This window comes from Micromonospora sp. NPDC049257 (assembly GCF_040678915.1).
Taxonomy (GTDB): domain Bacteria; phylum Actinomycetota; class Actinomycetes; order Mycobacteriales; family Micromonosporaceae; genus Micromonospora; species Micromonospora antibiotica.
Genome location: NZ_JBFAQU010000003.1, coordinates 1 through 26,618, shown reverse-complemented (window position 1 = coordinate 26,618; position 26,618 = coordinate 1). Strand labels below are relative to the sequence as shown.

The following is a 26,618-nucleotide window of genomic DNA, read 5'->3' as shown; positions in this document are numbered from 1 at the left end:
CGTGTGACCCACCCACGGTGGGTCGCCCTCATCATAGGAACCCGCCGCCGCCACCCGGGGCCCGTGGGGTCGGCGGCCGGGCACCCGCCGCCGGGCTGCCGAGGCGGCCGGTCCGTTGCAGGTCGAATCGTCCGCAGGCCGGCTCGTGGCGGGCCCGGGTCGGGCCGGTCCACAGTCGACTGCGGGGTCGAGGGCGAAGTCTTCCAGGGCCGGGAACTGGGCGGCCTGTCAGTTCACCCGGAAACCGATCCGGGGGTCGGCGGCCACCCCGGCCCGGTACGCGGCCACCGCCGGTCGGTCCGAGTCGATGACCCAGTCGCCGGAGCCCTTCTGGTTGAAGTAGACGAACCCGAGCAGGTCGGGTCGTTTCCGCATCGCGGTGAAGAGTTCGTCGACCGCGCGGCGGCGCATCGTGCCCGGTTCGGCCCCGGTCTCCACGATCAGCAGTGGTCGGGCGGTGAACTTGCGGACCTGCCTGATGGTGGGTGCGAAGAGGTCGTCGAAGGTCTGCTCGCCGCGTCGGGTGAAGTAGCCGTCGATGCCGACCCAGTCCACGTACGCGTCGCCGGGGTAGAGCGGGGCGAGTTTCACCGAGGGGACCGGGTTGATCACGTTCGGGGTCCAGGTCCAGATGACGTTCGTGGCGTCGGCGCGGGCGAAGACGGCGTGGATGTGCCGCCAGGCGGCGACGAAGTCCTTGGCCGTGTTGTCGTGCGCGCCCCAGGAGTACCAGTGGCCGTTCATCTCGTGTGCGATGGTGAGCGCCACCGGCAGGTTGAGCCGGCGTACCGCGACGGCGAACTCCACCAGGTACGGGTCGTGCCGCCCGGCGGCGATGTCCTTGAGTTTCGCCTTGAACGGTTCCCAGCGGACGATCGGTAGTGCGCCGTACTGGTGGACGCGGCGGACCTCGGCGGCGGCGAACTCGTCGTCGAAGCTCTCGTAGATGGTGATGATGTTGGGCTTGCTGCCGACCAGGTCGGCGAACCGGTCGACCCGGCTCATGTCCTGCGGCGCCCCGCTCAGCGCCACCCCCAGGTAGCGGCCCTGCGGTTGCACCAGCGGGCGGACGTCGTACGCCGGGGGCGGGCCGGTGGGGGAGGGCGACGCGCTGGGTCCGGTGGCGAACCGGGCCGGGCGGCCGGCCGGGGCGGGCGCGAGCGCGGCGTAGCCGAAGACCCCGATCACGAACATCGTCACGATGGTGAACAGTTGGCGGGAGGTCACCGGGAACGCCCCGGCCGGATGTCCCGCGCCGGCTTCACCAGCAGCGCCTGCAACGCGACGGCCAGGTAGAACGCTCCCCCGAGGAAGGCCGGCGCGAAGGTCCACAGCTGGTCGGTGATCATCCGGTGGGCTGCCAGGCCGGTCCACAGTGCGCCACTGCCCGCCGTGCAGACGGCCATTCCCCACCACAGTCGACCCGTCCTGTTCTTCCGTCCCGTGCCGCCGGTGGGCTGCCAGCCCATGCTCTGCCCGCGCAGCAGGTCCCAGATCGCGAAGGCGTGCGACCAGCCGTAGACCATCTTGACGGTCCACGCCTCCACCCGGTAGGCGCACCGGTGCCAGAGCGGGAACACCACCAGGTTGTAGATCAGGCTGGGCACGATCCACAGGTAGTTGGCCGGGGCCACCGACTGCGGGAACCAGGCCAGCAGCACGATCGGCACCAGCGGCCCGACGAAGGTGAACAGCGCCGTGTGCAGGTAGTAGCAGAACCCGGAGAGGTACGACAGCCGGGTGCGCAGCCGCATCCGGGTGTTCCAGAACTTCGTCGACCCGAGCAGGCTCATCGACCCGGCACACCAGCGGTACTGCTGGGTGAAGAACGAGCTGACGTCGGCCGGGCACAACCCGGTGGCCAGCGGCACCGGCAGGTAGCGCAGCCGCCAGCCACGCCGCCGCATGTCGAACCCGGTGTGGACGTCCTCGGAGTGCTCGATCAGCGTGGAACCGCCGATCGCGTCGAGCGCCTCCCGACGGTAGAGCGCGCAGCTGCCGACGCAGATCGCCGCCTCGTGGTGCTGCCGGGACACCTGCACCATCCGGTAGAACAGCTCCTGCACCGCCCCGGCCCCGCGTTCCAACCAGCCCTGCCCGGCGTGCACCCGGAAGTACTGCGGCGACTGCACGATCCCGAGATCCGGCTCGGCGGCCAGGTAGGGCACCATCTCGTCGAGCATGTCGTGTCGGGGGGTGAAGTCGGCGTCGAGCACCAGGATGTGCTCGCCCAGCGTGCGCTGGTACGCGTACCGCATGTTGCCGGCCTTCTTGTACCAGCCCCGGTTGGGGCGGCGCTGGTAGACGAAGCCGAAGGCGAGCGCCATCGCCTCCCGCTCGTCGGTGGCCGAGTCGTCGAGTACGTAGACGTGCACCCGGCCCGGGTAGTGGTCGACCATCCGGCTGACGTGCTCCCAGGTGTTGCGCAGCACCTCGGTCGCCTCGCCGCACACCGGCAGGAACACGTCGACCGACGGGTGGACGGCCGGCCGGAAGTCGCGGACCAGCCGTCGGTGCCGGTCCAGGTCGAACCCGGGCGTGCCGATGTTCACCGTCGCCGAGATCAGGTAGTAGAGGACGGTGAAGCCGAACAGCGGCAGCAGCGCCAGCAGCCAGGGTGCCATCCGGACGAAGAGCAACTGGCTGGTGAGCAGCCCGGTGAAGCTGACGAACGAGGCGATCATCAGCACCGGTAGCCGGCGGTGCCGGTAGGCGGCCTTCTCGTCGTCGTCCGGCGGCAACGGCAACGCCGGGTCGACGGTCGTCGGGCGGCCCAGCGCCGCCGGTGCCACCACCTGCCGCGCCGTCGGCGCCCGTGGCGTCGGCACCGCCGCCGGTTCGCGGCCGGCCGGCACCACCGCCGGTGTCCGGGCCGCCGGCATCCGGCCACCCGGCACCGCCGTCGGTTCGCGGGGCATCGGCACCGCCGCCGGCCGACCCGGCTCGCCCGCCCGTCCCGGCCACGCCGGGGGCACCGGCCCCCGCTGCGGAACCGCCGGCCGCTGCGGGGGCACCGCCGACCCCTGTCGGGCGGCTGTCGGGCCGACCGGTGTGGCGTCGGGCTGCACTGCCGGGCCGCGCCGGGTCGTGGGGCGGCGCTGTGGTGCCGGGCCGCGCTGTGGTGCCGGCGGGCCGGGGCGGGGCGGTGGCACCGGGCGGTGGAACTCCGTCGTCTCGTCGGTGCGGCCCCCGCCGGCCCGGGTGCTCACTTCGTCACCTCGGGCTTGCGCACCAGCAGCCCGATGCTGAAGCCCCGGACCCGCCAGGTGCGCTCGACGGCGTACGGCTTGAGCACGGTCTCCTTCGCCGCCCCGATTCGCTGCACCGGGTTGTCGAACGCCCCCTTACGCACGATCCACACCCGCTCCGGGCGACCCAGGCACACCGGGACGTCCCGGTCGGCGCACTCCCGCGCGCCCAGCGTGCCCTGCCGGCGGGCCGGAACGGTCATCAGCACGTCCCGGGGTCGCCAGCTCTCGTCGACGTACCGGTTCACCGCGTCCCGGCTGGTGCGCTGGTCACCGGCGTCGAACGGGCCGTACACCAGGATGTCGCCGGGGCGTGCGTGCGCCCGCAGCACCGCGGCGATCTCCTTGGTGCCCTGGCTGTGGCCGGTGACCCCACGGATCTCCACCTGCGCCGGGATGCCGAGTAACCCGACCGCCAGCATCGCGGCCGTGCCGCGCAGCAGCGAGCTGCGGCGCAGGGCCAACGAAGCGACCAGCGCCCAGGCCGGCACCGTGAACAGCAGGTAGCGGGGCAGCCAGAGCGGGGTGAGCTGGGCGGCGACCAGCAGGCCCAGGGCGGGCAGCACCAGCCAGGTGGTGGCCACCGCCGCCCGCTCCCGCATCGACATGCCGAGGAAGGCCAGGGCGAGCACCGCACCGGCGAGCAGCGGCCCGCCGAACAGCGCCTCCGGGGTGTCGACCAGGCGGTCCAGGGTGACCGGCGGAATCCAGTTGATCTGCGTACCGGTCTGTAGGCGGCCGAACCAGAGCACCGGCAGGACCGGCAGCACGCCGGCCACCGCCGCGCCGAGCCAGCCGACGAAGGAACGCCGTCGCTGCGCGCCCCGCCAGGCCACCACCGCGTGCGCGGCGAGCAGCAGCAACCCGACCAGGTGCATCAGCCCGAGCAACGCCACCACGGTGGCGTAGCCCAGGTAGCGCAGGAACCGGGGGCGTTCCAGCAGCCGGATCAGCAGCAGGGTGGCCAGCGCGGCGGCGCACACCGCGAACGCGTACGGTCGGGCCTCCTGGGCGTACCGGGAGGTGGTCGGCAGCACCGCGAACAGCAGGCCGGCGACCAGCCCGACCCGTAGCCCGCCGATCCGCAGGCCGATCGCGGCGACCAGGCCGGCCGCCGCCGTCATGGCCAGCAGCGACGGCACCCGCAGCGCGACGTCGGAGCTGCCGGCCAGCGCCACCCACCCGCGCAGCAGCAGGTAGTACGGGCCGATGGAGGCGTCGACGTTACGCAGCACCGCGACGAAGTCGTCGAACCCGACGGTCACCATGCCCCAGGTGGCCAGCTCGTCCTCCCACAGGCCGGGCCGGTTCAACCCGATCCCGCCGAGGACGGCGACGACGGCCATCGGCAACAGCCGGGCCAGGTGACGCAGCCAGGGCGCGTCCAGCGGCTCCGGCGGGGCCGGCTGGTCGGCCTCGGTGGGCCGCCACGGGGCGGCCGGCTCGGGTGGCGCGTCGCGGACCCGGACGATCAGGGCGGTCGGCGCGTCGCTGCGGGCACCGGTGCCCCCGGTGGGCGACATCCCGGTCACCGGGTGGCGGCGAGCAGGTCGTCCAGGACGAGGGTGCGCAGGTCGTCCCGGCTCGGCATCCGGCCCAGCGCACGCAGCCGCCCGGACTGCGCCTTGCGCATCCCCTCCAGCAGCTTGCGGGCCTCCCGGGCGTTGCCGAAGTTCTGGTCCCGTTCGATCTGGCCGAACCACTCCAGCAGGCCGTCGGCCAGCCCGTCGGCGAGCAGGTACTCGTCGTTGCGGGCGATCCGCCCGACGATGTCGACCAACTGGACCGGGCTGTAGTTCTCGAACTCCAACGTCTTGGCGAACCGGGAGGCCAGCCCGGAGTTGGCGTCCAGGAAGGCGGCCATCTCGGTGGTGTAACCGGCGACGATCACCGCCACCTGCTCGCGGTGGTCCTCCATCAGCTTGACCAGGGTGTCGATGGCCTCCTGGCCGAAGTCGCCGCCGGCACCACCGGCCCGGGACAGGGTGTACGCCTCGTCGATGAACAGCACCCCGCCCAGCGCCTCGGTGAACACCGACGAGGTCTTCTCGGCGGTGTGCCCGATGTACTGGCCGACCAGGTCCCGCCGGGACACCTCGCGGAACTGGCCGTTGGGCAGCACCCCGAGCGCCTTGAGCAGCCGCCCGTAGACCCGGGCCACTGTCGTCTTGCCGGTGCCCGGGGCGCCCGTGAAGATCAGGTGGTGGCTCACCGCGCCCACCGGCAGGCCGGCGTTGCGCCGCCACTCGTTGACCTGGATCTCGTCGATCAGCGAGCGCACCTCGGCCTTCACCCCGGCCAGGCCGATCATCGAGTCCAGCTCGGCGAGCAGCTCCTCGACCTTGTGCTCGTCCTGCCCGACCGGGCCGCCGCCCGCGCTCACCCCGGCCAACGGTCGCCCGCTCGCCTCGGCCGCCCGGAACACGGTGGTCGACCCCTCGGCGAGCCGGACGCCCGGAGCGGCGGTCCGCTCGGTGTGGCTGCCCTCGATCGTCCCACCGCAGCCCCGGCCGACGTCGATGCCGACACCCCGGGTGTCGTGCACCCAGCAGTCCACGATGGTGGGGCTGCTCTGCAACGCCACCACGATCCCGGCGTCGCCGGTGCCGGAGACGTCACAACGCTCGATGGTGGGTCGGGCCGCCTGGTAGACGTACACACCCCGGAAGCCGGCGTTGCCGACGGTGCAGTTGCGGATGGTCGGGTCGGCACCGAGCCGCACGATGATCCCGTCGTCGGTGACGTCCCGGATCTCGCACTGCTCGACCGTGCCGCCCGCGTCGGAGACGACCAGCCCGTGCTGTCCACCGGTGACGGTCACCTCCACGGCCTCGATCCGGGCCCCGTCGCGGACCGACACGGCTGCGGCGTAGCCCGCGCTGGCCTGGCACTTCTCCATCCGGAGCCGACCGCCGACGGCGTCCACGGCCGGGTGGTCGGCGGCCTGGATGATCAGCCCCTGCAACAGCACCTCACCACCGTCGCAGGCCACCGTCGGTCGACCGGTGGCCCGACCGTCCACGGTGACCGAACCGGCCTCACCGGCGGCCACCAGGCGGACCCGTCGGCCGGTCAACCGGAGCGCCTCGGGGTAGACGCCGGGCTCGATCGAGACGACCGCGTCGTCCGGCGCGATCTCCAGCGCGTCCGTGATGGTCGGACAGGCACCGGGTCGGTCAGGGGAGACAGTCAGCATGCGCACCATGGTCCCGCTCGGTCGTGGAAGGACGGACCGGTTCGTCGTCGACGTCCGGTCGAAGGGTACCGGTCGAGTGGGGGTGGTCTCGCCCCCGCGTCAGATGGTGAAGGTGGCCTCGCGCACCGAGGCGGCCACCTTGCGTACCTCGTCCGCACGGTCCAGGGGGGCGGTCATCCGCAGCACCAGCTGCCTGTCGATCGCGTCCTCCGGCACGCTGCGCCAGTAGGAGAGGTAGACCAGGCCGTAGCGGGACGCGCCGTCCACCCGGGCGGTCTCGGCCCAGGTGGTGAACTCGCCACTGCGTACCCACTGCAACCCCCATGCCTCCTCCTGCCGGCGCAGCGCGGTGCGGCGCTCGTCGGTGCAGAGCCGGGGGCACTGCCGGACGACCAGGTCGCCACCGATGATCGACCCGTCGGCGGCCGGGACGCCGCACCGGTAGTGCGCCGAACCGCTGGTGCGGCCGGCCTCGGTGCAGCTCCACCCGGTGGGCACCCGGAAGCTGAAGTCGACCCCGGCCAGGCCGGTGATCTCCCGGGTCGGGTCGGTGGCGGCGAAGGTCGGCGCCCCGGTCGGCCAACCGCCGCCGACCGGGGGTTCCACGCCCGGCTGACGCGGCGGTGTGCCCGGTAGCCCCAGGTCGACGCTCGGGGTCGGTGCCGCCGTGGCGGCGACGGTCGTCGGGTCGTCGGCGGACCACCTCGCGACGCCGAACCCGCCGGCCGCGCCGATCGCCGTCGCGCCCACCGCGACCAGCGCCACCAGCGCCAACCACCAGCCGGTACGCCCCCGGCCACGGGCCGCGCCCGACGGGTAGGCCCCCGGGTACCCGGCCGGCGCGGGTCGGGGCGCGACCGGTGGCTGCGGGTAGGGCACCGGGGCTGCCCGCTGCCCGGCCGGCACCCCCTGCTGCGGCGTCGTCCGGGGCGGGGCCGGCGGTTGCGGGGCCGGCCGGGCGGCGGGCGAGGTCGGCCCCGACGACCGGGGTACGCCGGCCGGGGTCGCGGTGCCGTCGGTGACCGGCCCGGCGGAGGTGGCCACAGCCGTCGCCGGGCGTGACCCGTCCACCGGGGAACCGGTCGCGCCACCGTCGGCACGCCCGGCCGGCGGGCCGGTCACCGGTGCCGCGCCGGCCGCCGGGCTCACCGGGGCGGTCGCACCGGGCGGGCCGAGCCGCTGCGGCCCGACCCCGGTCGGGGGCTCCCCGGCCGGGACGAGGCGCTGGCCGAGGGCGAGGAAGACGTGCGCGGCCCCCGCGCCCTGCTCGGCGGCGCAGGCCACCCAGGGGACCGGTCCGGTGTGGTTGGCCCCGGTGATCGGCAGGCCGTCGGACCGGGCGAGCGTGTTGGCCGCGGCGGCGAACGCCTCCCGCCAGCCGCCCTCGGCGGCGGCCGGCGCGAGCACGGCCACGGTGAACGGCCGCTCGGCGGTGTCCCGCGCGGCCCACACCTCGCCCAGCTCGCACGAACTGAGCTTGCGGTGCAGCGCGTACGGACCGACTGTCTGCATGTGGCATCCCCCCGACCGATCGTATCGGTCGGGGCGTCGGGAACCGATCGACCGGCGGGTCGCCGTGGGGTCAGTCGACCCAGTCGAGCGTGCGGGCGACCGCCTTGCGCCACCGGCCCAGTTCGCGCTGCCGGTCCGCCGGGTCCATCCGGGACTCCCACTGCGCGTCGGAACGCCACTGGGCGCGCAGGGTGGCCAGATCCGGCCAGTAGCCGACCGCCAGGCCGGCCGCGTACGCCGCGCCGAGGCAGGTGGTCTCGGTGATCCGGGAGCGGACCACCGGCACCGCCAGCACGTCGGCGAGGAACTGCATCAGCAGCCCGTTGGCGGTCATCCCACCGTCCACCCGCAACCGGCGCAACGCCACGTCGGAGTCGGCGTTCATCGCGTCGACCACCTCGCGGGTCTGCCAGGCCGACGCCTCCAGCGCCGCCCGGGCCAGGTGCCCCTTGGTGATGTAACCGGTCAGCCCGGCGATCACCCCCCGGGCGTCGGGACGCCAGTGCGGCGCGAACAACCCGGAGAAGGCGGGGACCACGTAACAGCCGCCGTTGTCGTCCACGCTGGCGGCCAACTCCTCGATCTCGGCCGCCGACGAGATCAACCCGAGGTTGTCCCGCAACCACTGCACCAGCGAACCGGTCACCGCGATCGCCCCCTCCAGGGCGTACGCGGCCGGCTGGCCGTCGATCCGGTAGGCCACCGTGGTCAGCAGGCCGTGGGTGGACGGCACCGGGCTGGCCCCGGTGTTGAGCAGCAGGAAACTGCCGGTGCCGTAGGTGCACTTCGCCTCGCCGGGCTGGAAACAGGTCTGCCCGAACAGGGCGGCCTGCTGGTCGCCGAGCGCACTGGCCACCGACACCCCGGCGAGCACCCCGTGGGCCGTCCCGTAGACCTCCGCCGAGCTGCGGATCTGCGGCAGCATCCCGGCCGGTACGCCCAGCGCGTCGAGCAGCTCCGGGTCCCAGTCGAGGGTCTCCAGGTCCATCAGCATGGTCCGGCTGGCGTTGGTCACGTCGGTGACGTGCCGGCCGGTCAGCTTCCAGATCAACCAGCTGTCCATGGTGCCGAAGAGCACCTCGCCCCGCTCGGCACGCCCGCGCAGCCCGTCGACGTTGTCCAGCAGCCAGCGCAGCTTCGGGCCGGCGAAGTAGGTGGCCAGGGTGAGGCCGGTCCGGGCCCGCAGCTTCTCCTCGCCGTACGACCCGGCCAGGTCGCGCAGCAGCGGGCCGGTGCGGGTGTCCTGCCAGACGATGGCGTTGGCGACCGGCCGGCCGGTCGCCCGGTCCCAGACGACGGTGGTCTCCCGTTGGTTGGTGATGCCGACGGCGGCCAACCCGTCCGGGCCGGTACCGGCGGCGGCCAGCGCGTCACGGACCACCTGTTCGACGTTGGCCCAGATCTCCTCGGCGTCGTGCTCCACCCAGCCGGGCCGGGGGAAGATCTGCCGGTGCTCGCGTTGGGCGACGGCGACGATCCCACCGGCCCGGTCGAAGACGATGCAGCGCGACGAGGTGGTGCCCTGGTCGATGGCGGCGACGTACTCTCCGGTCATTTCGGCACCGTACCGGCCGGGTGCGCTCCGGAGAACCACGGTGGCTCCGTACGATCTCCAGACGTGCGCGACATCGCCGTGTTCAGTGGAACCGCCCATCCCGACCTCGCCGCCGAGATCTGTGCCCACCTGGGGGTGCCGCTGCACCCGGTGCGGGTGTCCCGGTTCGCCAACGACTGCCTTGAGGTGCAGTTGCAGGCGAACTGCCGGGAGCGGGACGTCTTCCTGATCCAGCCCCTGGTGCCGCCCGTCCAGGAGAACCTGGTCGAGCTGCTGCTCATGATCGACGCGGCCCGGGGGGCGTCGGCCGGGCGGATCACCGTGGTGCTGCCGCACTACGCGTACGCCCGGTCGGACAAGAAGGACGCCCCGCGCATCTCGATCGGGGCCCGGCTGGTGGCCGACCTGCTCACCTCGGCCGGCGCCCAGCGGGTGCTGGCGATGACCCTGCACTCGCCGCAGGTGCACGGCTTCTTCAGCGTCCCGGTCGACCACCTGCACGCCCTGCGGGAGCTGGCCGCCCACTTCCGGGGGGACGACCTGGGCAACACGGTGGTGGTCTCGCCGGACCTGGGTAACGCGAAGGAGGCTGCGGCGTTCGCCCGGATGCTCGGCACCCCCGTCGCGGCGGGGGCCAAGCAGCGGTTCAGCGACGACCGGGTCACCATCAGCACGGTGATCGGTGAGGTGACCGACCGGGACGTGATCGTGCTGGACGACGAGATCGCCAAGGGCAGCACGGTGATCGAGCTGATCGCCCACCTGCGGGAGCGCAACGTCCGGTCGATCCGGCTGGCCTGCACCCACGGCCTGTTCTCCAGCGGCGCGTTGGAGCGGCTCAGCGCCACCGAGGGGGTGCGCGAGATCGTCTGCACCAACACGGTGCCGATCCCGCCGGAGAAGCGGGTGCCGGAGTTGACGGTGCTCTCGGTGGCCCCGGCGCTGGCCGAGGCGATGCGGCGGATCCACAACGGCGAGTCGGTCAGCGCCCTGTTCGGCTGACCGGCCCGGCGGCCGGCCCCGGGTGCGGCTCTGCGCGCCGGCCCAGCTCGGCCCCCGGCGGAGGGCCGCCCGGTGGTGTCAGTTGGCGGCGGCGCTGATCCGGACCGTGGTGCCGGCCGCGCCGCTCTCGACCTCCATCGCGTCGCTGAGCTCCCGGGCCAGCCACAGCCCCCAGCCGCCGGCGGTGTCCGGGGCCGGCCGGCTGCGGTCGTCGAGCTGCTGCTCGCTCATGCCGTTGCCGTGGTCGGCGACCTCGCAGACCAGCTCGCCGGGGCGTCGCCAGAGCCGCAGCCAGCCCTGACCGCCGCCGTGGCGGACGGCATTGGTGATCAGCTCGTTGACCGCCAGCACGAAGTCGTCGAGGCGTTGGCCGGACAGCCCGGCGGCGTGCGCGCAGGAGCTGACCGAGTGTCTCAGCTCGGTCACCTGCGCCTGGTCGAACGCCTCGGCGATGAGAAGGGAAGATTCGATGGGCACCACCGTACGCGGTGTGGGAAGTTCTGCGTTCGTCATGGGCCCTGTCCCGGCAGCGATCTCGGAGTCTTTCGCGCTGTTTCTACCGTACGTCAGGGTTGTCCGTGCCGCACCGGCCGGCCCGGCGGGTCACCGGGGTGGCTGTGGCATGGTGACGCCCATGCCGTCGTCCCCGCCGGGTGGTTTCGAGGTCCCGCTCTGGCGCTCCGTCGCGGTCTTCCGCTTCGCCTCGCTGGCGTACGTCGGGCTGCTGGTCCTGCGCGACGCCGACCGGTACGCCCACCCGGTCGCCGCCGGTGGCGTACTCCTGGTGATGCTGGCCTGGTCCGGGGTGACCGCGGTCGGCTACGCCCGGCCGGCCAACCGGGGCTGGCCGCTGCTCCTGGCCGACCTCGGTGTGGTCCTGTCGATCCTGGCCGTCACGCCGTGGGTGGTGGGCCGTCCGGCGCTGGCGGCGGGGGTGCCGGCCCTGGCCGTGGCCTGGCTGGCCGGGCCGGTGCTGGCCTGGGCGGTGTCCGGCGGACGGCGGCGCGGCACGGTGGCCGCCCTGCTGGTCGGCGGCACGGACCTGGCCACCCGGGGCCGGGTCGGCCCGTCCTCGCTGACCGGGGTGATCCTGCTGCTGCTCGCCGGGGTGGTGGTGGGGCACGTGGCCCGGTTGGCGGTGACCGCCGAGCAGCGGTTGCAGCGGGCGGTGGAGCTGGAGGCGGCGACCCGGGAACGGGAGCGGCTGGCCCGCGACATCCACGACTCGGTGCTCCAGGTGCTGGCGTTGGTCCAGCGGCGCGGGGCACACCTCGACGGGGAGGCCGGTGAGCTGGCCCGGCTCGCCGGTCAGCAGGAGGTGGCGCTGCGCGCGTTGATCTCCGGTGCGCCGCCGACCTCCCCCGCCGACCCGGTGGGCGAGGTGGACCTGCGCTCCCTGCTGGCCGGGTACGCCTCGGCGGCGGTGCAGGTCTCCGCCCCGGCCACCCCGGTGCCGCTGCCCGCCCCGGTGGCCCTGGAGGTGGCCGCCGCGACGGCGGCGGCGCTGGACAACGTGCGGCGGCACGCCGACGGGCGGGCCTGGGTGCTGGTCGAGGACGAGGGGGAGACGGTGACCGTGTCGGTCCGCGACGCCGGTCCGGGCATCCCGCAGGGGCGGCTGGCCGAGGCGGCCAGGCAGGGGCGGCTGGGGGTGGCCCAGGCCATCCGTGGTCGGATAGCCGATCTCGGGGGCGAGACGCGGATCGTCTCGACGCCGGGGGAGGGCACCGAACTCGAACTGATGGTGCCGAGGAGGAACCGATGACCGGGACCCGGGTGATGGTGGTCGACGACCACCCGATGTGGCGGGAGGGGGTGGCCCGGGACCTCACCGAGGCCGGCCACCTGGTGGTGGCGACCAGCGGCGAGGGCCGCCAGGCGGTCCGGGTGGCCGCCGCCGCCCGACCCGACCTGGTGGTGCTCGACCTCCAGTTGCCGGACATCTCCGGGGTGGAGGTGATCCAGGGGCTGCGCGCCGCGCTGCCCCGGGTGCGGGTGCTGATGCTGTCGGCCAGCGGCGAGCAGCAGGGCGTCCTGGACGCGGTGAAGGCCGGGGCCACCGGTTACCTGCTGAAGTCGGCGGGCCCGGCGGAGTTCCTGGACGCGGTGCGCCGCACGGCAGCCGGTGAGCCGGTCTTCACCCCCGGCCTGGCCGGCCTGGTGCTGGGTGAGTACCGGCGGCTCGCCGCCGACCCGCCGTCGGCCGGCGGTTCGGCCGACGGCGGACACGACGCGGCACCCCGGCTCACCGAACGGGAGACCGAGGTGCTGCGGCTGGTGGCGAAGGGGCTGTCCTACAAGCAGATCGCCGGGCGGCTCGGGTTGTCGCACCGCACCGTGCAGAACCACGTGCAGAACACGCTGGGCAAGCTCCAACTGCACAACCGGGTGGAGCTGACCCGCTACGCGATCGAGCGGGGCCTGGACGACTGAGCAGTGCGGTCCTGGGCGACTGGGCAGTGCGGGGCCTGAACGGCCGGGGCAGTGCTGGGCTGGGCGACTGGGCAGTGCGGGGCCGGGACGGCCGGGGTCAGTGCGCCTCGGGCGGCCGGGTCTCGTGGATGGCCAGCTCTTCGGCGCTCGCGCCGCCGCCGGCCGCACCCGCGTCGTACGCGATGCTGTCGGTCTCCTGGTCGGTGCGGGCACCCTCGTCCGGTTCGACCAGGCGGCCCACCTGGGCGTCGGCGACCGTGCCGAGCTGACCGTGGTCATAGAGCGAGACCGGGGAGTTCGGGTCCGAGGTGGGGCCCGGGTTCAGCACGTCGGCGTCGAGTTGGGCCTGCGCGGCGGCCTCCTCGTTCTCCGCCTCGGCGGCGATGTCCGGGTCGACCGGGCCGGCGAGCGGATCGTCGGCCCGCCGTTCGTACTGCTCGCGGGCGAGCTTGTAGTCCAACGACTCGCCGTCGAGCTGCTCGTCGGCGGTGGTGCCGAAGTGGTCGACCGCGACCGGGGTCCGGTCGCCGGGCAGCTGGGCCGGGTCCGGGCCGTCGGCCTCCCGGCCGGTCAGCACGTCGTCGTTGGCGGTCGAGTCGTCGTCGGCGGTGTCGGGCAGGCCGAGCGCCTCGGGGTCGGACACGGGGGTCGGGAACTCGTCGTCGCGCATGGCTGAGCACTACCCACTGGCGGGGGCCGGGTAACCGGGTCCCGCTCCCCGGATCGGGACGAAAATGCAGAAATCAGTCGTGATGCCAGGATGACTCGTCCTCGGTGTGCAACACGCACCAGATCACCTTGCCATCCGGGAGCAGGGTGCTGCCCCAGCGGCGGGCCACCGTGTCGATGAGCAGCAGGCCCCGGCCGCCGGCCGAGGTGAGCGGGGCCAACCCCGCATACCTCGGCTGCTGCCGGGAGTGGTCCCGGACGGCCACGTGCAGGGTGCCGCCCTCCGGGGCCAACCGCAGCGTCATCGGGGTCGCCGCGTGCGCCACCACGTTGTTGACCAGCTCGGTGACCGCGATGCAGGCCGGTTCGGCCAGCTCCGGCACGCCCCACCGGGCGCAGCCGTCGGTCACCAGTTCCCGGGCCCGCCGGGCCGCACCGACCGCCGGGGCCAGTTCCTCGGTCAGCACCGCCGCCATCGGCGTACGGGCCAACGCGGCCGTCGCCCCGTCGCGGGTGGCGTGGACCGCCAGCTCCCCGCTGACCGTCCCGGCGGGGTCGACCACCAGCAGGTCGGCCGCCGGCCAGTCGCGCACCGTCCGTCGTACCTCAGCCAGCAGGCGGTCGACGGTGGGCCCGGCGGACCGCAGCCCCGACACGTCGACCACGATCGGGCCGGGCCGGTCACCGAGCCGGGCGAGCAGGGCGTCGCGGACCCGGTCGTGGTCGGCCGGTTCGAGCACCCCGCTGAGCCACACCACCGCCGACGAGTCGTCGACGGCCACCCGGCACCCCACCGCTGGTGGAGGGGCCGTCCCGGGGGGACCGGCCCCCGGGCGACGGGTCGGCGGCAGGTCGGAGCGGCTCATCGTCGTCCCGCCCGGTCGGGCCGGGCGGCGACGCCCGGCGTGCCCACGGCGACGCCGTGTCGGGGGACGGGGTACGCCGGGCTGGCGTCGATCCCGCCCGGAGCGTCGGGGACCAGCGTGGTGGCCTCGACGGGGATGCGGGTCAGCGGCATCTCTGGTCGGTACCCCCGGGGCGGCCGGGTCATGCCGGGGGACGCCGACTGATCGTGCGGCGCCACCCGGCGGGCGGCCCGACGGGTGGCGGCGCCGCCCACCGCCGCCGCCACCAGCCGCTGACCGCTTCCGATCTGCGAGGTTTCGGCTCGTGGGACCCCGGTTAATGGGACGCTCTGACCGGAGACCACCCTCGCAGATCGCATGGAGGTGCACCATGCGCGTCGGCCTCGTCTGCGCGCACGCCGGGCCGTCCCGGTCCGCGGCAGAACCACCCGTCGGTACCCACGAGCACGTCGCCCGGGTCGCCGGCGAACTGGCCGCACGCGGCCACGACGTCCGGGTGTACGAGCGCCGCGACGATCCCGCCCTGCCGGCGAGCGTCGAGGTCGACGGCTACCGGGTGCAACGGGTGCCCGTCGGCCCGGCGCAGCCCACCGCCACCGCCGACCTGGTCCCGTACGTCCCCGAGTTGGGCCGCTGGCTGGCCGAGCACTGGGCCGGGGAGTGGGCGCCCGAGGTGGTGCACGGGCACTACTGGATCGGTGGCCTGGCCGCCGCGCACGCCGTCCGCGAAACGGACATCCCGGTGGTGCAGACCTTCCATTCGCTCGGCGTCGAACAACGCCGTCACCTCGGCCACCAGTACGACGGCCCGGATGAGCGGATCCCCCTGGAGCGGGCCCTCACCCGGGCGGTGGACGTCGCCGTGGCCCAGTGCAACGCCGAGGTCGACGAGCTGACCCGGATGGGGCTGCAACGGACCTCGGTGGCGATGGTGCCGACCGGCGTGGACGTCGAGCGGTTCCACCCCGACGGCGAGGCCGCCCCCCGCGAGCAGCGGGCCCGGATCCTCTCCGTCGGCGGACTCTCCCCCGGGCACGGGCAGGACGACCTGATCCGGGCGATGCGGCTGGTCGGCGACGCGGAGCTGGTGATCGCCGGAGGGCCGCCGGCCGACCAGTTGGCCACCCACGCGGAGGCCCGTCGGCTGCGGGAACTGGCCGAGCGCACCGGGGTCGCCGACCAGGTCACGCTGGTCGGCGCGGTGCCGCACGACCAGTTGGCGACCTGGTACCGCTCCGCCGACGTGGTGGCCTGCACCCCGCACTACTCCTGTGCGGGGCGGGTGTCGCTGGAGGCGATGGCCTGCGGGGTGCCGGTGGTCGGCTACGCCGTGGGCGGGATCGCCGACGCGGTGGTCGACGAGGTCACCGGCCGGCTGGTGCCCCCCGGCGACGTCCGCACGCTGGGCATGACGCTGCGCCGCCTGCTCGCCGACAACCCGGGCCGGTTCGCGTACGGGCACGCCGCGGTGGACCGGGTGCGGTGCAGCTACACCTGGGAACGGACGGCCGGCGCGCTGGAGCGGCTCTACGAGCGGGTGGTGGGCCGGCGTACGCCGGTCGAGGTGCCCGACGTGGTGCCGGTCGGGGGCGGCGTCGACCCGTTGGTCGAAGAGGGTGCCGCGACGGTGGCCGAGGCCGACACGGACGCCCCGGTCAAGGGCGCGACCGCCGGCCCGGTCGGCGTCTGACCGGGCCGGGAGATCCGGACGGTCGTGACTTCGGGGCGGTCCTGGTTTCCGGGCGGTCGTGGTTTCCAGGCGGTTGTGGCTTTCGGGCGGTCGTGGTTTCCGGGCCGTCCGCTCAGACGCGGGGGACCGCGCCGACCATGGCGCGTTCCCGGGGGCGGGTCACCGTGTGGTGGTGCTGCGGTGCGGCGTACCGGGTGAGCCCGATCACCGAGGCGAGGGTGATCAGGAAGCCGACGGCGGCCAGCCACTCCCGGCCCGGCCAGATCTTGTCGTTGAGCAGCAGCAGACCGACGATCGCGGCGGGCACCGCACCGGCGGCGTCCATCGCGGCTACGGCGGCCGTCGTGGAGCCCCGCTGCATCGCCAGCCCGAGCAGCAGTTGACCCACCAGCGAGTGGGCGATCAACAGGTAGAGCAGCGGGTCACGGACGAACGCCTCGGCCGACGGGGCGGAGGCCAACGGGCGGGCGGCCACCGCGGCGGCGGAGAACGCCAGCCCGGCCAGGGAACCGAGCGCCACCGAACCGGGCGCCCCGTGCAGGCGTACCGCGAAGAAGCCGAGCAGCCCGATCCCGCCGAGCGCCACCGCCAGGGCGACCAGGCCGGCGGTGCCGAGCCCTTTGGAGGGGGCCGGCTGGGCGGAGAGCACCAGCGCGGTGATCCCGGCGAAGAGCAGCACCAGCAGCGCCACCTCGGCGGCGGGCAGCCGCCACTTGAGCACCACCACCCCCAGCAGGGCGGTCACCCCCAGCCCCGCCGCCACGCTCGCCTGGACCAGGAACAACGGCAGGTCCCGGCGGGCCAGGAAGGCCAGCACGAAGCCGGTCACCTGGCAGAGCAACCCGATCAGGTACGTCCGGTGCCCGGCCAGCCGCAGCAGCAGCCCCGGGTCGAAGGTGTGGTGCACGGTCGTCCGGGCGGCGGCCACCGACTGGAGCATGTTGGCGAAGCCGTACGCGACGATCATCGCCGCGAGGAAGCACCAGCCGGAGGACACCACCAGGCGAGAATAGAGGGCTGGTGGCCTCAGCGCTCGGTCGGCCGACCCAGCCGGGAGAGGACGTCGGCGTGCAGCGGACCGTTGGTGGCGATCGCGCTGATCTCACCGGACACGCTCCCACCAGGGGCGGGAGTGCCGTCCAGGGTGGTGATGGTGCCCCCGGCGGCGGTCACGATCGGCACCAGCGCGGCAATGTCCCAGAGCGACAATTCCGGCTCCACCATCACGTCCAGTGCCCCCTCGGCCAGCAACATGTAGCCGTAGAAGTCGCCGTAGGCGCGGCTGCGCCAGGTGTCGCGCATCAACTGGAGCACCGCGTCCAGCCGGTCGGCGGCCTCCCACCCCGTCAGCGACGAGTAGCAGACGCTGGCGTCGGCGAGGTCGCGGACCCCGGAGACCCGGATCGGCTCGCCGGAGGCGGCGTCCGGTCCGGCGTACGCGCCCAGGCCGGGGGCGCCCCACCAGCGTCGGCCCAGCGCCGGGGCGGAGACCAGCCCGACCACCGGCCGGTCCCCCTCCAGCAGGGCGATCAGGGTGGCCCACACCGGCACACCCCGGACGAAGTTCTTGGTGCCGTCGATCGGGTCGATCACCCACCGTCGGTCGTGCGGGCCGGTGGCCGGCTGTGCGCCGTACTCCTCGCCGAGCAGTCCGTCGTCCGGCCGCTGGTCGGCCAGCAGCGCCCGGATCTCCCGCTCGACCGAGGTGTCCGCGTCGGAGACGGGAGTCAGGTCCGGCTTCGCCGTCACCCGCAGATCCAGCGCCCGGAACCGGCTCATCGAGATGGCATCGGCAGCATCCGCAAGCCGATGAGCAAGATCAACATCCCCCACATGCCCCGTCACCCCAAAACCCTAACCCCCGCCCCCGCCCCCGCCCCCGCCCCTCCCACCTCCCCTCCCGCTCCCACCCACTTCCCGCGCGCGTGATCAAGAGGTTTGCGTCATGGGAGGGCTCCGGGATGACGTAAACCTCTTGATCACCTGACGCAAACCTCTTGATCACCGGGGCGGGAGAGGGGGCTGGGCCGAGGCGAGACGGTGAGGCGGGGCGGGAGAGGAGTGCCGGGCGGCGGGGCCGGGGCGGGGTGGGTGGGCGGTGAGGCGGCGAGGCCGGCGGCGAGGCCGGCGGCGAGGCCGGCGGCGAGGCCGGGGGCGGGGGAGGGGGCGGTGAGAGGGCTGGGAGGGGTGGGGTGGCTGTGGTCGGGGAGGGGTCAGACGGGGGTGATCGCGAGGTCGGTGACCTGGTCGTCCTTGATGCCGAACACGAACGCGAAGGACAGGGGCCCGCCGGGGAACTCCCCGTCCCCGGAGGCCACCAGCCGGTCGTCGACGAACGAGGTCGGCGTGATCACGATCTTCGGGTTGATCAGGTGCACCTGGATCCACTCGCGGATCGCGGACTCGCCGGTGTAGGCCGTCCCGTCGTCGTGCACGGTGGCCCCGTCGGCGAAGACCGCGGCCAGCGCGTTCGGGTCGTGGGCGTTGGTGGCGGCGACGAAGTTCTCGACGGCCTGGGGAAGGGTGACGGTGTCCATCTCTGCTCTCCGGTCTTCTCGGGTTGCCGGGGCGCGGGTGCGTCCGGGCGTGTTCCTGTGGCGGCTCGGCGGCACGGTGATGCTGCGGGTGCCGTCCCGCCACGGGCCGTGCGGCATGGTGATCAGTTCAGGTGCGGGATGACGGTCGGCGAGGGCCCCGTCGGTTCGGTGGTGTGTGGTGACCCGGTCCGCCCCGGCGCGGCTCCGCGCGTTCGCGGCACGGCCGACTTCCGACGGTTGCCGACGCGGCCCTGTCGGCAGGCGCCGCGCGGCTCCTGCCGGCAGGCTCCTCCGACGCGGTTCCTGTCGGCAGGCTCCGACGCGGTCTCAGTCGGCAGGCTCAGAAGTCCGCCGAGCGCGAGAGCTTCTCGTTCGAGCGTAGTTCCGTGAGGGCGTTCTCGTGCATCGCGACGACGGCGTCGTAGCCGGAGTTGCCGAGCACGATCCGGTGCGGCGGGACGGGCGCGGCCAGCGCGCCGATCACGGCCTGGACGCCGCGCTCGGGGTCGCCCTCCTGCCTGCCGTTGTGGTCCACGAATGCCGCCTTGACGCCCTCGACCAGCGGCACGTAGGCGTCGACGGTCTCGTTGACGGGTTCGTCCTGGAAGCCGGCGAAGGCGTTGGTGCGGAATGCTCCAGGTTCTACGAGGAGCACGCGTACCCCGAACTGTTCGACTTCGTGGCGCAGCGTCTCCGACAGTCCTTCGAGGGCGAACTTCGCCGCGGAGTAGTAGCCGAATCCTGGTGCGCTGACGAGGCCCGCCACCGACGACATGTTCACGATCCAGCCGTCGCCGCGTGCCCGCATGCCGGGCAGGACCGCGCGGATCACCTCGACCACGGCGAACAGGTTGAGGTCGAACGTGCGGCGGATCGTCTTGTCGGGGGCGCCCTCGACCGAGCCGAACCAGCCGCGGCCCGCGTTGTTGACCAGCACGTCGATCCCGCCGAACCGCTCCTCCGCCGTGCGGACCGCCGCCCGCACCTGCTCGGCATCGGTGACGTCGAGCGGGAGTACGAGCACCCGGGCACCGTACGGTTCGGCCCATTCTCGCAGTTCGGAGGGGCGACGGGAGGTCACCGCCACCTGGTCGCCCTGCTTCAGTGCGGCCTCGGCATAGAACAGGCCGAACCCTCCTGGCGTTCCACCGGTGATGAACCACGTTCTCATGGGACTTCTCCTTTCGCTACAGGGGCCAATGTAGCGCTACATGCGCTACTGTAGCAACCATGCAGAACGCGCGGGATCGACTCCTGCTCGCCGCGGCGGAGTTGCTGGAGAGCAGCGGCACGGTGTCCACGAGGGCGGTGTGCGAACGCGCCGGGGTGCAGGCCCCGACGCTCTACCACCACTTCGGCAGCAAGCAGGGCCTGATCGACGCCGTGGTCAACCACGGCTTCACCCAGTACACGGCGGTCGAGAGTTCCGGCGACCCGCTGGGCGACCTGCGGGAGGGCTGGGACCGCCACGTACGGTTCGGGCTGGAGCACCCGTCGTTCTACGGGCTGCTCTACGGCCGGGCCGAACCGGGAAGGCCCTGCGCCGTCACCGCTCCCGCGCACGCCGCGCTGCGCGAGCGGCTCACCGGCGCCGCCGCCCAGGGCATGCTCAAGGTGCCGGCGGCCGACGCCGCCGAACAGGTGCTCGCCGCCAACGTCGGCGTCACGCTCACCTTGATCAGCCAGCCGGAGCCGGACTTCGGGCTGTCCGAACGCGTCCGCGAGGCCGCGCTGGCCGGGGTCCTGCACACCCCCTCCGCCGATGCCCCCGCCACCCGGGCGAGCGCCGCACTGACGTTGCGCGCACTGGTCGGCGACGACCCGGGCGACCTCACCCCTGGCGAACGGGCGCTGCTCGGCGAGCTGCTGGACCGCTTGGCCCGCTAGGTCAGGAGCCGGCCAGGGGATCGCCGGGGTTGCGCTCCACCTCGCGGGGGTCGCCCTCGCCGGCCCGGGAGGCCAGCAGGCGACGGTACGAGGCCAGTCGGCGCTGGTCGGCCTTGCCGGCGGTGACCCAGGCGTCCAGGGCGCAGTCCGCCTCGTCCGGGGTGTGCGGGCAGTTGGGCGGGCAGTCCACCGTTCCCTCGACCAGGTCGGGGAAGCCGTGCAGCAGGCTCTCGGCCGAGACGTGGGCCAGCCCGAAGCTGCGGATGCCGGGGGTGTCCACGATCCAGCCCGGGTCCCCGTCGCCGCCGGGGGTCCGGGGCAGCCGCAGCGCCACCGCGCTGGTGGAGGTGTGCCGGCCCCGGCCGATCGCGCTGACCACGCCGACCGCCCGCAGCGCCTCCGGCACCAGCCGGTTGACCAGCGTCGACTTGCCCACCCCGGAGTGCCCCACCAGCACCGACACCCGGCCGGCGAGCAGGGCGCGCAGTGCGTCGAGGTCGGAGTCGGGCCGGACCAGCACGTACGGCAGTTCCAGCTCGGTGTAGTAGCCGACCACCTGTTCGGGGCCGGCCAGGTCGGCTTTGGTCAGGCAGAGCAGCGGCTCGATGCCGGCGTCGTATGCGGCGACGAGGCACCGGTCGATGAAGCCGGTCCGGGGTGGCGGGTCGGCCAGCGCGCTGACGATCACCAGCTGGTCGGCGTTGGCGACCACCACCCGTTCCAGCCGCCCCTCGGCGGTGTTCTCGTCGTCGTCGGCGGTGCGCCGCAGCACCGAGCGCCGTTCGGTGATCCGGACGATCCGGGCCAGCGCCCCGTCGGTGCCGGAGACGTCGCCGACCAGGCTCACCCGGTCACCGACCACCACCGACTTGCGGCCCAGTTCGCGGGCCCGCATGGCGGTTATCGCGGCACCGTCGGGGGCGTCGGGGAGTACGCAGGTGTACCGGCCCCGGTCGACGGCGATGACGAACCCGTCGACCGCGTCGTCGTGTCGGGGGCGGGTGCGGGTACGGGGACGTGAGGACCGGCCGGGCCGGACCCGTACGTCGTCCTCGTCGTACTCCCGTCGTTTGGTCGTCAGGACCTGCCCCCTCCGTCGTCAGCCCTTGCCGGTCACCATCGCCGACCATAGTGCCGGGAATTCCGGCATGGTCTTGGAGGTGCATGCCACGTCGTCGACCTCGATGCCTGCGACGGCGAGCCCGGCCACCGCGGCGGCGTGCGCCATCCGGTGGTCGGCGTAGGTGCGGAAGGCTCCCCCGTGCAGCGGCCGGGGTCGGATCTCCAGCCCGTCGGCGGTTTCGGTCAGGTCGGCGCCGAGCCCGGTGAACTCCCGGGCCAGGGCGGCGAGCCGGTCGGTCTCGTGCCCCCGGATGTGCCCGATGCCGGTGAAGGTCGACGGCGAGTCGGCCAGCATGGCCAGTGCGGTCAGGGCCGGGGTCAGCTCGCTGACGTCGGACAGGTCGGCGGTCAGCCCGTGCACGGTGCCGGTGCCGCGGACGGTCAGCCCGGCGGTGGTCAGGGTGACCTCGCCGCCCATCCGGTGCAGCAGCGAGCGGAGCTGCTCGACCGGCTGGACGCTGTTGTGCGGCCACCCCTGCAACGTGACCTCACCGCCGGTGACCAGGGCGGCGGCGAAGAAGGGGACCGCGCCGGAGAGGTCGGGCTCGATCTCCCAGCTCCGGCCGGCGAGCGGCCCCGGCTCGACCACCCAGACGTCGGGGACGCTGTCGTCGACGGCTGCTCCGGCGGCCCGCAGCATCTGCACCGTCATCCGCAGGTGCGGCGCGGACGGCACCGGTGGGCCCTGGTGCCGGACCACCACGCCCCGGTCGAAGCGGGCCCCGGCGAGCAGCAGGCCGGAGACGAGCTGGCTGGAGGCGGAGGCGTCGATCACCACCTCGCCACCGGCGACCCCACCGGTGCCCTGCACCACCAGGGGGAGGCTGCCGGTCTCGGGCGCGTCGATCCGGACGCCGAGGGAGCGCAGCGCGCCGATCAGCGGGCCGAGCGGCCGGACCCGGGCCTGCGGGTCGCCGTCGAAGGTGACTTGCCCTTCGGTGAGGCCGGCGACCGGTGGGACGAACCGCATCACCGTGCCGGCGAGGCCGACGTCGACGTGGGCCGGGCCGACGAGCCGGTGCGGCCGGACCAGCCAGCGGTCGTCGTCGGAGACGGAGACGTGCGCGCCCATCGCGCGCAGCCCGCCCGCCATGAGTTCGGTGTCGCGGGCCCGTAGCGGCCCGTGCAGCGTTGACGGGCCGCCGGCCAGCGCGCTGAGCACCAGGGCGCGGGCGGTCATCGACTTGGAGCCGGGTAGGCGCAGCGTCGCGGTGACCGGGTCACTGGCGGTCGGCGCGGCCCAGGGTTGTTGCGGACGGGTGGCGGTCAGGTTTCCCACGGTCACATTCTGCCAACCCGGCGACGATTTCGAGCCGACCGTCCGGCTGACTCCCGGTTGGCGGGACAACCCACGACGGGGCGGGGCGTTAGCGTATGCGGCATGTGCGGCAGGTATGCGACGACCCGCAGTGCCGGGGACCTGAGCGCCGTCTTCGAGTCGTACGACGACACCGAGGGTCGGCTCGGGCCGGACCACAACGTCGCGCCGACCGATTCGGTGCCGGTGGTCCGGGTCGACACCGAGCAGGGGCGGGTGTTGTCGGTCGGCCGCTGGGGCCTGGTGCCGCACTGGGCGAAGTCGGCCTCCGGCGCGGCCCGCATGATCAACGCCCGGGCCGAGACGGTCGCCACCAGCCGGGCGTACGCCGTGCCGTTCGCCCGTCGGCGCTGCCTGGTCCCGGCCGACGGCTGGTACGAGTGGGTACGCGGGTCCGGTGGCGCGAAGCAGCCCTACTTCATGACCCCGCGGGACGGCTCGGTGCTGGCGTTGGCCGGCATCTGGTCCCGCTGGGAGGAGTCGCTCACGTTCAGCGTGCTGACCACGGCGGCGGTGGGCGAGTTGGCCGAGGTGCACGACCGGATGCCGCTGTTGTTGCCGTCGGACCGGTGGACGGACTGGCTCGCCCCGGCCGACGATCCGGCGGCGCTGCTGGTCCCGCCGCCGGCGGGGTGGCTCGCCGGGTTGGAGATCCGTCCGGTCGGGACGGCGGTGGGCAACGTGCGCAACAACGGCCCGGAGTTGACCGCCCGGGTGCCGGTGGACCGGGAACGCTCCCACGGGGAGACTGCGCTGTTCTGAACGCGATTGGCGACATTGTCGCGTACGAATTGCCAGAGTTCCGGGCGAAACGTCGCTCGGACCTTTAGCCATCTTTCCGGCAGACCCCTTGTCCCCGTAGCCAACAGTGCGATAGAACACAGCGCTGGCACTGGGAGCGTCTTCGCGCAGTGTGAACGACGCCCGTCGATCTTGCCGGTCCCACGGGGGAGGTGGGTGTGATGACCCGGGCGCGTATGCCCCGACCGCACGAGGTGGCCGCCGCACGACGGGATCCGCGACTGCTGCGCGCGTTGCGGGACCGCCGTTCCGACGATGCCTGGCGGACCAGAGGAACCTGTCAGAGTGTGGATCCGGAGACGTTCTTTCCGGCACCCAACGAACCAGCCGACTCGGCGGTGGCGCTCTGCCGCAGCTGTGACGTCCAGGGATCCTGCCTGGCCTGGGCGTTGGAGGTGGGCGACACCCACGGGGTGTGGGGTGGCACCACCCCACGTGAGCGCCGGGCCATGCTGGTCGCCTGGCGTGGCGAGGTCGGATCCGATCCCGCCGCGGCCGACGACGCCGGCCCACCGGTGCGGGACCGGCTGCTCACCCTGGTTCCGCTGAGCTGACCCGTCGGGGCGGCGCAGAATGGCCGGGTGCCGCACCCCACGCAACTCGACACCCCCCGGGGCCCGGCCCGGGTCGACACCGACCTGCCGGCCGCCGCGCCGACGTCGCTGCTCGTGCTCGGCCACGGCGCCGGTGGTGCGGTGGACGCGCCGGACCTGCTCGCCCTGCGCGACGCCGCCCGCGACGCCGGGGTGGTGGTGGCCCGGGTGACCCAGCCCTACCGGGTGGCCGGTCGCCGGGCCCCGGCCCCGGCCGGGCACCTGGACGAGGCGTGGACGGCGGTGCTGGCCGCGCTGCGCCACCGGCATCCCGAGCTGCCCCTGCTGGTCGGTGGGCGGTCCAGCGGTGCCCGGGTGGCCTGTCGGACGGCCCGCGCGGTGGGTGCGGCCGGGGTGGTCGCGTTGGCCTTTCCGCTGCACCCGCCGGGGCGGCCGGAGCGCTCCCGGGCCGACGAACTGGTCACCGGGCTGCCGACGCTGGTGGTCAACGGCGACCGGGACCCGTTCGGGACGCCCACCGCCGCCGGCCCGGTCGAGGTGGTGGTACGCGGTGGCGAACGTCACGACCTGCGCCGGGATCCGACCGGCACGGCCGGGGTGGTGCTCACCTGGCTGCGCGCACACGGCTGGGCCCGCTGATCCGCCCGGACCGGGTCGTCCCGCGCCGCGTCGACCGGTCGCCCCGGCGCGGACCGACGCGGTGACCACCCGTTTCCGCCCCGCCGGAGCCGTCGTTGCATCCGATGGTGTCGACCTTCCGGTTCGGGTGGTCGGGACCGTCCCTCCCAGGCCCTTCCTGGTCCCAGCCCGCCGGTAGCCGACCGGTGGGTCGGGACCAGGAGCGGGGGCCGGCGGAATGCCCGGCCTGCGGTCGGGTGTTACGCCTCCCGGACGAAGAATCTGGCGAGGGGGGTGACCGGTGCCGACCGAGACACGGAACCGGGAGCGGGACGAGCAGGGCGCACGGCAGCTCAGACAGCTGCTGGACGGCCCGGACTGGCCGGCGGTGGGGACCGGTCACGAGGTGGTGAGCACCAGCACACCCGGCGGAACCGAAGCTGTGGGCCGGTTCGGCCGCGTATCCTCGGCGGGACAGCATCCGACGCGAGGGGATGTGCGGTTGACCACCGAGAAGACGGACGAGCGTAAGGCCCGCTTCGAGCGGGACGCGATGCCCTTCGTCGATCAGCTCTACGCCGCCGGGCTGCGGATGACACGCAACCCGGCCGATGCCGAGGATCTGGTCCAGGAGACGTACCTGAAGGCGTACGCCGCCTTCCACCAGTTCGAGCAGGGCACCAACCTGAAGGCCTGGCTCTACCGGATCCTGACCAACACCTACATCAACTCCTACCGCAAGCGGCAGCGCCAGCCCATCCAGGCGCCCACCGAGGAGATCACCGACTGGCAGCTCGCCGAGGCCGAGTCGCACACCTCCAGCGGGTTGCGGTCGGCCGAGACCGAGGCGTTGGACCGGCTGCCCGACAGCGACGTCAAGGAGGCCCTGCAGCAGTTGCCGGAGGAGTTCCGGTTGGCGGTCTATCTGACCGATGTCGAGGGCTTCTCGTACAAGGAGGTCGCCGACATCATGGGCACGCCGATCGGCACCGTGATGTCCCGGTTGCACCGCGGGCGTCGCAATCTGCGCAAGCTGCTCGAGCGGTACGCCGCGGAGCGTGGCTTCAGCGCCGCGCAGCCCGCGAAGGGCTCGACCACCACCGCCACTGCCAGTCGGGAGGTGTGACATGAGCTGCGGAAAGCCGCACGAGACGGACTGCCGGGAAGTGCTCGCCGAGGTCTACCTCTACCTGGACCTGGAGTGTGCCGAGGAACGCCGTTCGCTGATCCGCTACCACCTGGACGAGTGCGGGCCCTGCCTGCGTGAGTACGGCATCGAGCAGGAGGTACGGGCGCTGGTGGCCCGCTGCTGCGGCAACGAGACCGCCCCCGACCAGCTGCGCGAGCGGCTGCGGGTACGCCTCACCGAGCTGGTGGTCTTCGAGGCCAGCGAGTCCCGCGAACTCGCCGAGTGACCCTGCGGCGGCCGGGTGACCCCGCAGCCGCCCGACGCGCCGGTGCCCGCACCCCACCCGGCGTCGAATGAAATCCGGCCCGCACCGGCCGGCTGACGGCACGCACACCGGTGGCCCGGGTCGACGTCGACCCGGGCCACCGGGGGTACGGGGCCCGCCGGCCCGGGGGGGGCGGGGGGGGTCCGGCGGGGCGGC

General features: G+C 73.7%; 26 protein-coding genes. 10 read left to right on the top strand and 16 right to left on the bottom strand.

The features are described from left to right. Positions 1-228: 228 nt before the first annotated feature. From AB0K25_RS06370 to glpK, 6 genes are all read right to left on the bottom strand, one after another. Complete coding sequence (locus AB0K25_RS06370; protein ID WP_363818893.1) at positions 229-1,227, bottom strand: glycosyl hydrolase; 999 nt, start codon at positions 1,225-1,227, stop codon at positions 229-231. Continuing rightward, a complete protein-coding gene (locus AB0K25_RS06365) occupies positions 1,224-3,209 on the bottom strand; it encodes a glycosyltransferase family 2 protein (RefSeq protein WP_363818890.1) in 1,986 nt (661 codons plus the stop codon). Before AB0K25_RS06365 ends, AB0K25_RS06370 begins: the two co-directional genes overlap by 4 nt. Further along, complete coding sequence (locus tag AB0K25_RS06360; protein ID WP_363818887.1) at positions 3,206-4,771, bottom strand: glycosyltransferase family 39 protein; 1,566 nt, start codon at positions 4,769-4,771, stop codon at positions 3,206-3,208. The genes AB0K25_RS06365 and AB0K25_RS06360 overlap by 4 nt, the downstream gene beginning before the upstream one ends. Before the next feature lie 5 nt (positions 4,772-4,776). Then, positions 4,777-6,453 (bottom strand): right-handed parallel beta-helix repeat-containing protein, encoded by a 1,677-nt coding sequence (locus AB0K25_RS06355; RefSeq protein ID WP_219464548.1) that lies wholly within the window; start codon positions 6,451-6,453, stop codon positions 4,777-4,779. 90 nt (positions 6,454-6,543) lie between these two features. Next, entirely contained in the window at positions 6,544-7,956 is a 1,413-nt protein-coding gene (locus AB0K25_RS06350; RefSeq protein ID WP_357535097.1) for a hypothetical protein, read from the bottom strand. 70 nt (positions 7,957-8,026) lie between these two features. Further along, positions 8,027-9,511 (bottom strand): glycerol kinase GlpK, encoded by a 1,485-nt coding sequence (glpK, locus tag AB0K25_RS06345; RefSeq protein WP_219464546.1) that lies wholly within the window; start codon positions 9,509-9,511, stop codon positions 8,027-8,029. A 63-nt stretch (positions 9,512-9,574) separates the two neighbouring features. On the opposite strand from glpK, the gene AB0K25_RS06340 reads away from it, so the two are divergent. Next, positions 9,575-10,513: a ribose-phosphate pyrophosphokinase gene (locus AB0K25_RS06340; protein WP_208568105.1), complete on the top strand. Its 939-nt coding sequence runs from the start codon at positions 9,575-9,577 to the stop codon at positions 10,511-10,513. A gap of 78 nt (positions 10,514-10,591) precedes the next feature. Here the strand turns inward: AB0K25_RS06340 and AB0K25_RS06335 are convergent, their stop codons facing one another. Next, on the bottom strand, positions 10,592-11,026 hold the full coding sequence (locus AB0K25_RS06335; protein ID WP_219464545.1) for an ATP-binding protein: 435 nt from the start codon (positions 11,024-11,026) through the stop codon (positions 10,592-10,594). Positions 11,027-11,147: 121 nt separating this feature from the next. On the opposite strand from AB0K25_RS06335, the gene AB0K25_RS06330 reads away from it, so the two are divergent. Both AB0K25_RS06330 and AB0K25_RS06325 read left to right on the top strand, forming a co-directional pair. Further along, on the top strand, positions 11,148-12,278 hold the full coding sequence (locus tag AB0K25_RS06330) for a DUF5931 domain-containing protein (protein ID WP_219464544.1): 1,131 nt from the start codon (positions 11,148-11,150) through the stop codon (positions 12,276-12,278). Next, positions 12,275-12,946 (top strand): response regulator transcription factor, encoded by a 672-nt coding sequence (locus tag AB0K25_RS06325; RefSeq protein WP_208568108.1) that lies wholly within the window; start codon positions 12,275-12,277, stop codon positions 12,944-12,946. Before AB0K25_RS06330 ends, AB0K25_RS06325 begins: the two co-directional genes overlap by 4 nt. Before the next feature lie 97 nt (positions 12,947-13,043). Here the strand turns inward: AB0K25_RS06325 and AB0K25_RS06320 are convergent, their stop codons facing one another. The 3 genes from AB0K25_RS06320 to AB0K25_RS06310 form a co-directional block, all read right to left on the bottom strand. Beyond that, entirely contained in the window at positions 13,044-13,616 is a 573-nt protein-coding gene (locus AB0K25_RS06320) for a DUF5709 domain-containing protein (protein ID WP_208568109.1), read from the bottom strand. A 73-nt stretch (positions 13,617-13,689) separates the two neighbouring features. Continuing rightward, a complete protein-coding gene (locus tag AB0K25_RS06315) occupies positions 13,690-14,397 on the bottom strand; it encodes an ATP-binding protein (protein ID WP_308290906.1) in 708 nt (235 codons plus the stop codon). 80 nt (positions 14,398-14,477) lie between these two features. Further along, the gene (locus tag AB0K25_RS06310) at positions 14,478-14,633 is read right to left on the bottom strand and encodes a hypothetical protein (protein ID WP_219464542.1); all 156 of its coding nucleotides are present in this window, start codon (positions 14,631-14,633) and stop codon (positions 14,478-14,480) included. Between the two features lie 218 nt (positions 14,634-14,851). On the opposite strand from AB0K25_RS06310, the gene AB0K25_RS06305 reads away from it, so the two are divergent. Then, entirely contained in the window at positions 14,852-16,171 is a 1,320-nt protein-coding gene (locus tag AB0K25_RS06305; protein ID WP_363818878.1) for a glycosyltransferase, read from the top strand. Between the two features lie 112 nt (positions 16,172-16,283). Here AB0K25_RS06305 and AB0K25_RS06300 read toward each other — a convergent pair whose 3' ends face one another. The 4 genes from AB0K25_RS06300 to AB0K25_RS06285 form a co-directional block, all read right to left on the bottom strand. Then, entirely contained in the window at positions 16,284-17,138 is an 855-nt protein-coding gene (locus tag AB0K25_RS06300; RefSeq protein WP_255598612.1) for a hypothetical protein, read from the bottom strand. 59 nt (positions 17,139-17,197) lie between these two features. After that, positions 17,198-18,016 carry a histidinol-phosphatase gene (gene hisN / locus AB0K25_RS06295; RefSeq protein ID WP_363818875.1) on the bottom strand — a complete coding sequence of 273 codons (819 nt, stop codon included), beginning with the start codon at positions 18,014-18,016 and terminating at the stop codon, positions 17,198-17,200. Between the two features lie 368 nt (positions 18,017-18,384). Next, positions 18,385-18,708 carry a nuclear transport factor 2 family protein gene (locus tag AB0K25_RS06290; RefSeq protein WP_219464537.1) on the bottom strand — a complete coding sequence of 108 codons (324 nt, stop codon included), beginning with the start codon at positions 18,706-18,708 and terminating at the stop codon, positions 18,385-18,387. A 340-nt stretch (positions 18,709-19,048) separates the two neighbouring features. Beyond that, positions 19,049-19,879, bottom strand: a complete 831-nt coding sequence (locus tag AB0K25_RS06285; RefSeq protein ID WP_219464536.1) for an SDR family NAD(P)-dependent oxidoreductase — start codon at positions 19,877-19,879, stop codon at positions 19,049-19,051. A 59-nt stretch (positions 19,880-19,938) separates the two neighbouring features. Between AB0K25_RS06285 and AB0K25_RS06280 the strand changes: the two genes are divergently transcribed. Then, the gene (locus AB0K25_RS06280; RefSeq protein ID WP_363818871.1) at positions 19,939-20,595 is read left to right on the top strand and encodes a TetR/AcrR family transcriptional regulator; all 657 of its coding nucleotides are present in this window, start codon (positions 19,939-19,941) and stop codon (positions 20,593-20,595) included. Position 20,596: 1 nt separating this feature from the next. Here AB0K25_RS06280 and rsgA read toward each other — a convergent pair whose 3' ends face one another. Both rsgA and aroA read right to left on the bottom strand, forming a co-directional pair. Further along, positions 20,597-21,490, bottom strand: a complete 894-nt coding sequence (rsgA, locus tag AB0K25_RS06275; RefSeq protein WP_255597727.1) for a ribosome small subunit-dependent GTPase A — start codon at positions 21,488-21,490, stop codon at positions 20,597-20,599. A gap of 204 nt (positions 21,491-21,694) precedes the next feature. After that, positions 21,695-22,996: a 3-phosphoshikimate 1-carboxyvinyltransferase gene (aroA, locus tag AB0K25_RS06270; protein ID WP_363818868.1), complete on the bottom strand. Its 1,302-nt coding sequence runs from the start codon at positions 22,994-22,996 to the stop codon at positions 21,695-21,697. Between the two features lie 102 nt (positions 22,997-23,098). Here aroA and AB0K25_RS06265 point away from each other — a divergent pair, with 102 nt between their 5' ends. From AB0K25_RS06265 to rsrA, 5 genes are all read left to right on the top strand, one after another. After that, positions 23,099-23,797: an SOS response-associated peptidase gene (locus AB0K25_RS06265; RefSeq protein ID WP_219464533.1), complete on the top strand. Its 699-nt coding sequence runs from the start codon at positions 23,099-23,101 to the stop codon at positions 23,795-23,797. Between the two features lie 200 nt (positions 23,798-23,997). After that, a complete protein-coding gene (locus AB0K25_RS06260; protein WP_208568120.1) occupies positions 23,998-24,390 on the top strand; it encodes a WhiB family transcriptional regulator in 393 nt (130 codons plus the stop codon). Positions 24,391-24,417: 27 nt separating this feature from the next. Beyond that, positions 24,418-25,029, top strand: coding sequence for an alpha/beta family hydrolase (locus AB0K25_RS06255; RefSeq protein WP_219464532.1), 612 nt, complete (start codon positions 24,418-24,420; stop codon positions 25,027-25,029). A 280-nt stretch (positions 25,030-25,309) separates the two neighbouring features. Continuing rightward, the gene (locus AB0K25_RS06250; protein WP_219464530.1) at positions 25,310-26,134 is read left to right on the top strand and encodes a sigma-70 family RNA polymerase sigma factor; all 825 of its coding nucleotides are present in this window, start codon (positions 25,310-25,312) and stop codon (positions 26,132-26,134) included. A gap of 1 nt (position 26,135) precedes the next feature. Then, positions 26,136-26,423, top strand: a complete 288-nt coding sequence (gene rsrA, locus AB0K25_RS06245; RefSeq protein WP_067312082.1) for a mycothiol system anti-sigma-R factor — start codon at positions 26,136-26,138, stop codon at positions 26,421-26,423. Positions 26,424-26,618: the final 195 nt, after the last annotated feature.